This window comes from Achromobacter sp. DMS1, assembly GCF_001270295.1.
The window spans coordinates 1-7,634 of sequence record NZ_LHSJ01000204.1 but is presented as its reverse complement, the minus strand read 5'-3'; the positions used below and the strand labels follow the sequence as shown (position 1 = coordinate 7,634).

At 58.1% G+C, this 7,634-nt stretch carries 8 protein-coding genes; 3 read left to right on the top strand and 5 right to left on the bottom strand.

Features of this window, described 5'->3' with window-relative positions; genetic code table 11:
• Window positions 1–297: 297 nt before the first annotated feature.
• The 5 genes from AD428_RS19605 to AD428_RS19590 all read right to left on the bottom strand — a co-directional run bounded on the left by AD428_RS19605 (window position 298) and on the right by AD428_RS19590 (window position 5,222).
• Complete coding sequence (locus AD428_RS19605) at window positions 298–1,290, bottom strand: FecR domain-containing protein (RefSeq protein WP_053245596.1); 993 nt, start codon at window positions 1,288–1,290, stop codon at window positions 298–300.
• Between the two features lie 52 nt (window positions 1,291–1,342).
• The gene (locus tag AD428_RS19600; RefSeq protein WP_053245597.1) at window positions 1,343–1,912 is read right to left on the bottom strand and encodes a sigma-70 family RNA polymerase sigma factor; all 570 of its coding nucleotides are present in this window, start codon (window positions 1,910–1,912) and stop codon (window positions 1,343–1,345) included.
• A gap of 277 nt (window positions 1,913–2,189) precedes the next feature.
• A complete protein-coding gene (locus AD428_RS27205) occupies window positions 2,190–2,522 on the bottom strand; it encodes a hypothetical protein (protein WP_053245598.1) in 333 nt (110 codons plus the stop codon).
• Between the two features lie 360 nt (window positions 2,523–2,882).
• A complete protein-coding gene (locus AD428_RS26380) occupies window positions 2,883–3,191 on the bottom strand; it encodes a hypothetical protein (RefSeq protein ID WP_152968097.1) in 309 nt (102 codons plus the stop codon).
• A gap of 900 nt (window positions 3,192–4,091) precedes the next feature.
• Window positions 4,092–5,222, bottom strand: a complete 1,131-nt coding sequence (locus tag AD428_RS19590; RefSeq protein ID WP_082308407.1) for a plasmid recombination protein — start codon at window positions 5,220–5,222, stop codon at window positions 4,092–4,094.
• 397 nt (window positions 5,223–5,619) lie between these two features.
• Between AD428_RS19590 and istA the strand changes: the two genes are divergently transcribed.
• The 3 genes from istA to AD428_RS25505 form a co-directional block, all read left to right on the top strand.
• Window positions 5,620–6,630, top strand: a complete 1,011-nt coding sequence (gene istA, locus AD428_RS19585) for an IS21 family transposase (RefSeq protein WP_053245378.1) — start codon at window positions 5,620–5,622, stop codon at window positions 6,628–6,630.
• On the top strand, window positions 6,627–7,397 hold the full coding sequence (gene istB / locus AD428_RS19580) for an IS21-like element helper ATPase IstB (RefSeq protein WP_053245377.1): 771 nt from the start codon (window positions 6,627–6,629) through the stop codon (window positions 7,395–7,397). Before istA ends, istB begins: the two co-directional genes overlap by 4 nt.
• 83 nt (window positions 7,398–7,480) lie before the next feature.
• Window positions 7,481–7,634: transposase (locus AD428_RS25505; RefSeq protein WP_152968155.1), on the top strand; the 154-nt coding region annotated here is incomplete at its 3' end.

Genomic DNA, 7,634 nt, shown 5'->3' with positions numbered 1-7,634 from the left:
CGGCGAATGCCAATTGGGCGATGCGGGCTGCCGGCGCGAGACGAAATGGGGCGCCCGGGCGCCGCGACGGGCGAATCGAGGGATGGGCGGGCTGGCATGCGGCACGAGCGGCGGGATGACGAGACATGAAGGACGGGGTTCCACAGACGCGGTTTATCGATGAGAGCGACAAGGCGCCCGGCCGGAGCGGGGCGGGTCCTGTTTGAGAAGCTCTCATTGATTAGATCGAGCGAGCGGCTCGAAAGCGGAACCGGTTTGCCTGAGCGGCAGGTTTTTTGGGCGAGAAAGGCCCGGCGTTCAAGGACTGGAGGCTGCGCCGTCCCGGGGTTCGATGCTGACCCACCAGGACAGGGGGCGTTTCACCCGGATGGGCAGCACGGCTTCCAGCATGGCCAGCGCCCGGTCCGGATCGGTCGCCGGATAGCTGCCGATGACCGACAGATGGGCAATTTCGGGCGCGACGCCGAGGTAGCCGCCGCGGTAGCGCCGCAGCTCCCGCACGACGTCGATCAGGGGAGTGTTCTCCGTGACCAGGATGCCGCGCGTCCACGCTTCGCGCGCGGGGTCGGCGATTTCGCCGGCGGCCAGCGTTGCGCTGGTGAAGCGCGTCTGCTGGCCGGTCTGGATGATGCGCGTGGCGGCGGTGTCCGCGGTGCGGGCCTCGACGGCGCCGCTGTAGACGGCGACCAGGGTTTCGTCGTCGTCCAGGCGCACGGTGAAGCGGGTGCCCAGGGCGCGCAGGCGTCCCTGCGGCGTATCCACGACGAAGGGCCGGTCCGGGTCGGCCGCGGTCTGGACCAGGATCTCTCCGGCGATCAGGCGAATCCGGCGCAGGTTCTTGCGGTAGTCCAGGTCGAACGCGCTGGCGGTGCCCAGCCAGATCGAAGACCCGTCGGGAAGTTCGATGCTCCGCACTTCGCCGGTCTCGCTGCGGTAGTCGGCGTAGCGCGCCATCAGCAGGCCGGGCAGCGGCGTATGGCGCCAGCCTATCCAGCCGAACAGGGCGCTGCCGGCCAGACCGCCCAGGCCCACCAGCACCTGGCGGCGGCGCGCCATGCGGGTGTTGGCGGTACAGAAGCCCCGGGCCGCGGCATCGCGGCTGGGGCTGTTCTGGACCGGCTCGAACCGGCCGCTGATGCGTTCGACCTGCTGCCAGGCCTTGCGGTGTTCCTGCGCGTCGTCCAGCCAGGCCTGCCATTGCGCCCGGTCCGCGGCCGTGGCCTCGCCGGAGCGCAGCAGGGCGAACCATTCGGCGGCCTGTTGCAGGGCCTGGTGCGAAAGGGCGGACATGGATGGCGGAAGGGGCGGGTCGGCGTGCACGGCGATCGCTCGGGGGCGGCGCTCAGCCGGGCGAGGAAGCGGCCGGAACGATATGCGGCATGTGCCTCGGCAGGTCCGCCGCCACGCCGCGCGCTTCCAGCAGCAGGCAATGGAACATGGCCTGGGCCACATACTTGCGCACCATGCGCGTGGAGACGCCCAGTTCCGCGGCCACTTCCTTGTCCGTCATGTCGCAGGCGACCGCCATGACGAAGGCGTTAGCAGCCTTGACCGGCATGCCGCGCAGCATGGCGTCGACTTCGAGCAGGGCCTGGACCACGATGGCCTGGTGTTCCACCGATGGCGCCGCGGCTTCGGGCCGGCTGGCCAGTTCTTCGAGCCACACCCGTTCGATCTGGCGCCGGCGCCAGATGTCCACGCACATGCCGTTGGCCATCGCGCGCAGGTAGGCGCGCGCCTCCGACGTGCTGTCGAAGCGGCGCGGCCTCTGGATCAGGCGGACGAAGGCATCGTGGGCCAGGTCGGCGGCATCGAAGGAATCGCCCAGGCGGCGGCGCAGCCACGACAGCAGCCACCCGTGATGGTTGCTGTACAGGGACTCGATGTCGGGAGGGGATGTCTCGATAGGCACGGTGTAAGGGCGTCGATCGGTTTCGCGGCGCCAGAATTTAAATAAGAATCACTACCAATTATTATCAAAACCAGGCGATTTCGCAACGCGGTCCCGGGGCGGCAAAGGCCCATTCTTCGTCGGAAACGTCGGCCGGATACCCGCGCAGCGCAACAGCCTGTCGGCGGGGTGCAGGGGATGTTTGTCCCCCTGCGCCCTTGCCCTTCGGCGAGAACGGTGTTCCAAGAGGCCGCGCCTCTTGGTCAAGCCCCGCAGCGGCGCGAAGCGAAGGCCAATCCTAGGCAGGACGCGGCCGCCAGCCCTTGGCCTGCACCACCTGCGTGGCAAGCTCGCCCGCATGCTCCGGCATGTTCAGCGTCTTGCGCAGGCGAGCGAGGTACGCAAGCGCGGTTTCGCGCGATGCGGGTTGCGGCGCTTCCACCGCCCCCAAAATGTCACGGGCCGATCCCTCGACCTTCTCGCCCCAAGCAACGCGGGTGGTCTGAATGCCGCTGTCCAGGCTGCACGGTTCGATGAAGTAGGTGACGCCCCCGTCATCAATGGAAATGTTGCTCTTGGCGCGGGCCAGGACGCGCCCCTCGCTGTCTTCCTGCTTGGCAGCCACCAGCACAGTACGGGCGAACGCGCCAAAGGCTTGAGACCCAATAACGCGCTCCTGCGGTGATGTGCCTGCCGATCCTTTGGCGAAGTGAGTGATAGTCGATCATACCCCCAGATATAACCCCTCATACCCCCGGCTGCTGGCGCACTTTAGCGGACTGTCCCGGACAAGAAAAAACCCGCAGAGCCTTAGCTGGTGCGGGTTTTCGGACTTCTACGCATTTCTGCGCATGTATTCTTGGCGGACAGAGGGGGAGAGTTCGCCAAACAGTCAATTTATCTGGAAAATCAACAAGATAGGCATGATTCTCCCCTCAAAAATTGCTACCCAAACTGCTACCAGTCGGATAGGCACGATAATAGCGCAAAGTTAAGCTGGGTCTTTTCTTCTTGCCCGAAGAGTTTCACTAGCAATCAAGATATTGCAAAACTGGATAGCATCACTGTATTCACGAATGGAATAAACGGCCTTGCCGTACTTTGCTCCGCTATCTTCCCATTGATGTATTTGGATATATTCCGTATTTTTATAGACCTTAAATCTAACCGAATTAACCCGATTTTTGCGTATTTCAAACTCTGTATCACTATGAGCTTCAATTTTGAACTTCTGCTCAGCAGCCACCCATTTGATCAGAGTCAGTATATTTTGGGGTTTAACAGTCGGTTTGGTAGCCATGCCGCCCTCGTCTGGCAGTTAAGTGTTTCAAGATAATACTGTAAGATCTTACAGGTTGACAAGCTGAATTATTTTGCTAACTTAAAACTGCTGTAGAAGCCTCTCCTTTGTGCAACTACAGTGTTAATGTTGTTATGTAATGGAAGCCCGAATTTTTTCGGGTTTTCCCTTTTACAGCCTTGACAAAGAGATTTATTTGCTTATATTGATAGATGTCAATAGCCATCGAGCGAAGACGCATTACCGACAACGAAGCCAGCCCTGTGCTGGCTTTTTTGTTCTTTGGGCTTGACAAACGATTTTGTTTTTGTAGATTAGAGCTATCGCATACGGTAATGCGTCGAGGTCAGATGGTTTCTTTTGGGGATTTGTTTCCCGTCTCGTAAAAACCCTTCCCGATTCCCGTAATGCCAAGCAATGAATAATTAAGCTGTAATGCAGAAGCTCGTTAAATTAAATGTGACTGCGAAGGGATGAGATCCTTAACGATAAACCAGCGAACTATTGTCAGATTGCAACCCGCAAGGGCAAAGCCGTTAGAATGGACTAGTAGCAAAGCGGCACGGAAGACAATCAGCAGACCCGGCTACTGTAGGAGCAAACCCTACGAACTGCGAAACAGGTAAAGTCGCTTTATATCTGTCCGGTGCTATGTGGTAGCTATCACACGGAGAACCCCGGTAAAGTCCCAACTCGCTTTTATAGCGGGTAGGGTAAAACTTTGCCGGAACCGTGTGATAGCACGGTGAGGAAAAGAAGAAACAAATCCCTCTGTACATCTAAATATCAGTACATAAGTACGATAAGAGATCAGTACAGCATAGGGATAAATATCAATGCGAAGCGGGAATACCCGCAGGGCAAAGAATTCACGAAAGTGAATTAAAAAGGACGGCGGCCCTAAATCGCGTTTTTTGGAAATCTTTGAGGCATTTCAAGGAAGATTTTCTGTTTGAATCGGTTGTTTTCCTCTTCCAGCTTCAAAACATCCCTTTCGCTCGCTTCTAAGCGAGCCTTGGTATCTTGTAGCTCATTAGCAATGGCGATAACTCGCTTATCGGCTTGCTCTTTAGCCGCGTTTTCTGCCATCTTTCTTTTATCCCGTTCCTGCTCCGCTTGTCGTTCGGCTCGCTCTTTCTCGGCTTTTGCTTCTGCTGTTGGCTGATGCCACCCCTGAAGTAAGCCCGCGAAGAAAGCCGAAAATCTTGAACCGATAGCATCAGCCTTTTTTTGAGCCTCTTCGATAATAGCAGCGGCTTCTATTTTGGCTTTTTCTATGCCCTGCTTGTATCCCTTCTTGGCATAAATCAGGGCAATTCGCTTCAAATTCGCAAAGTAAGCAGCTTGCTGCTTCTCTTTGTTCCACTCGGAACGAGTAAGGCGACGGCGAGCGGGGCCGATACGAGTTAACCCATGAGTCATAGCCACTTTTCCGCTGAACTCGTCTTGGAATCTTCGCATAGCTTCAATGTAGGCTAGATTCTGCTCGCCCTTCTTCTTGCCATCTTCTTTTGCCTGCTTGCTCGCCCTGTAACCCTCGTGCATGTCGTCAAACCTTTCCCCAATACGGGGCACGACAGAGAAGTGCAAGTGAGGGTGAGCCTCATCATTGTGAGCAACAACGGACTTGAGACGATCCCCGTACTTCTCCTGTAGCCACTTGACAGTATCTTTGGCGAAGTCGTCAAAATTGCTTTCCATCTCACGAGGAAGGGAAGCAACTCCGATCAAAACACAGAGGCCATCCTTTCTCAATTTTCGCCCTTGAGCATCCTTTGCTTGGTCTGCCCATTCGTGAATCATTGGCAAAACATCCATCGGCGGCACTCCAAAAATTAGCTTTGGAGCTTGCGGATTCTTAATATGGGGGCAAGCGCCTTGCTCCCTCCATTGCTCTGCAAGGATGTCGCTTGCACTTCGTACTCGTGTTGTCGTCGTGACATTCTCGCCGCTCTTTTTCGTCTTTTTTGTAGTGCGACTAGACCCCTCTCTGCCGTATGAATCGACATGGATAAACTGATACCCGGCCATTTTATAGCCCCCTTTTTTCTTCTTCTTATGTATTTATTTTAGCGGGTTATTTCTAATGGTCAACTTCTCAGCTTGAATGGTTAGTGACCGACTATGTTTATTGCGCTTCGCTCCATAAACGCGGCCCTGTCTGGGGACTCTGCGAGGCTAAAAGCAAAAACAAAACCGATGGGGCTGGGCCCCTTGCCCCATTCCGACTGTCAAAAAATTTGACAGTCGGCTCAATTCTCTCTGCGATAAATTGGGTGTTACTCCTCCACCTTTTCATCCTCGCCTTGCCTGAATGTTCGTTGCCAAGTGATCGGCTGTATGTGTTAGCGCCGGTGTAATACTGACCCACCCCGTCGGAGTAAATCTGACCCACCTGGGCAATGATGGTGGCTTTTTGGCCACGACAATGTTGACTCAGGAGCAAGCAGTGGAGATCAAGGTAATGGCGCGTCGCGGCGTCAGCATTCGGGAGATGGCCAAGCAGCTAGGCTGCTCACGCAACACGGTCAGGCGATACCTGCGTGAGGCCGATGCCCAGCAGTACCGGCCCCGCGAGGCACGGGCCACCAAGCTGGATCCGTACAAGGACTATCTGCGCGGTCGCATCGAAGCGGCCCGACCGCACTGGATACCGGCAGCCGTACTGCTGCGAGAGATCCAGGAACTGGGCTATCCCGGTGGCGTGACGCAACTCAAGGAGTTTCTGGGTGCCCACAAGCATCAGGAACCTGAACCGGTCGTTCGTTTCGAGACGCCTCCCGGCAAGCAGATGCAGGCCGACTTCACTCACATCCGGCGTGGCCGCGATCCACTGATGGCCTTCGTGGCCACGCTGGGATACAGCCGTTCGAGCTGGGTACGGTTCACCACCGACGAGCGCGCCGACACCTGGTTCGGATGTCTGCGCCAGGCCTTCACCTACTTCGGCGGTGTGCCTCAGCACGTGCTGTTCGACAACGCGGGGGCCATCATCATTGAGCGTGATGCATACGGTCCCGGCCACCACCGGTGGCACAACGGGTTGCTGGCCGTCGCCGAGGAGTTCGGCTTCACCCCACGTGTGTGCCAGCCATATCGCGCCAAGACCAAGGGCAAGGTCGAACGCTTCAACGGATATCTGAAGGGCAGCTTTTGTGTGCCGTTGGCCGCGACCCTCAAGCAGGCCGGTCTGCGCTTTGACGTGACAGCGGCCAACGCGCACATCGGCCGCTGGCTGACGGAGGTGGCCGATCAGCGACTGCACGGCACCACCCGGGAGCGACCCGCCAAGCGGTTCCAAGAAGAGCGCCTGGCGTTGCTGCCTTTGCCTGCGCAGCACGGCATTCTGCTGCCTGCCAGATCCCACCGGCCTGTCCCGCGAGAGAGCTTCCAGCACCCGCTGTCGGTCTATAACGAACTGCTGGAGGTGCGGGCGTGAACATCCAACACAACCGGATCGAACAATTCTGCGACGTCCTGAAGCTGGAGCGTATCGGCAGCGAGTGGCCGGCCATCGCCCAGCAGTGTGCCCGCGAGGACGCCAGCCATGGTGACTTCCTGGAACGCCTTCTGGGCATCGAGAACGACGCCCGGATCGAACGCCAGCGGGCTGCCTTGATGAAGATTGCCACGCTGCCCTCGGTCAAGACCATCGAGGATTATGACTTCGCCTTTGCCAGCGGTGCGCCACGTGCCCAGATCCAGGAACTGGCCGCTCTGAGCTTTATCGAACGGGCCGAGAACATCGTATTCCTGGGGCCCAGCGGCGTGGGCAAGAGCCACCTGGCTCAGGCGCTGGCCTACCGTGCCGTCATGGCGGGCATCAAGACCCGCTTCCTGACTGCCGCCGACCTGATGATGCAGTTGGCCACCGCCCATAAACAGGATCGGCTGCAGCAGTACTTCAACCGTGCCATCATCGGGCCGCGCCTGTTGGTGATCGATGAGATCGGATATTTGCCGTTTGGACGCGAGGAGGCGAATCTGTTCTTCAACGTGGTGGCCCAGCGCTACGAGCGCACCAGCATCATCGTCACCAGCAATCTGCCCTTCAGTCAGTGGTCCTCATGCTTTGCTGAGGACCAAACGCTGACCGCCGCCTTGCTCGACCGCCTGCTGCATCACGCCCATATCGTGCAGATTGCCGGGGAAAGCTACCGACTCAAGGACAAGCGCAAAGCAGGGAATATCAAGATCAGGAGCTAGGTTTTTTGGACGCCGGGGTGGGTCAGTTTTACTCCGACGATTCCGACGAAAGTGGGTCAGTTTTCAACCGGCGTTGACAGGAAATGGTGGCGCAATGCTTGCAGGGCGACGTGTCGCTCGCGGCGTTAGCCGTAGAGCACGGTATGAACCCCAACGTTTTGCATCGGTGGGTCAAAGAGCATGAACGCTACGGCCACCACTGCTTGGCTGAGGAGGAGGGGCGCCAGCGGCGCGCGA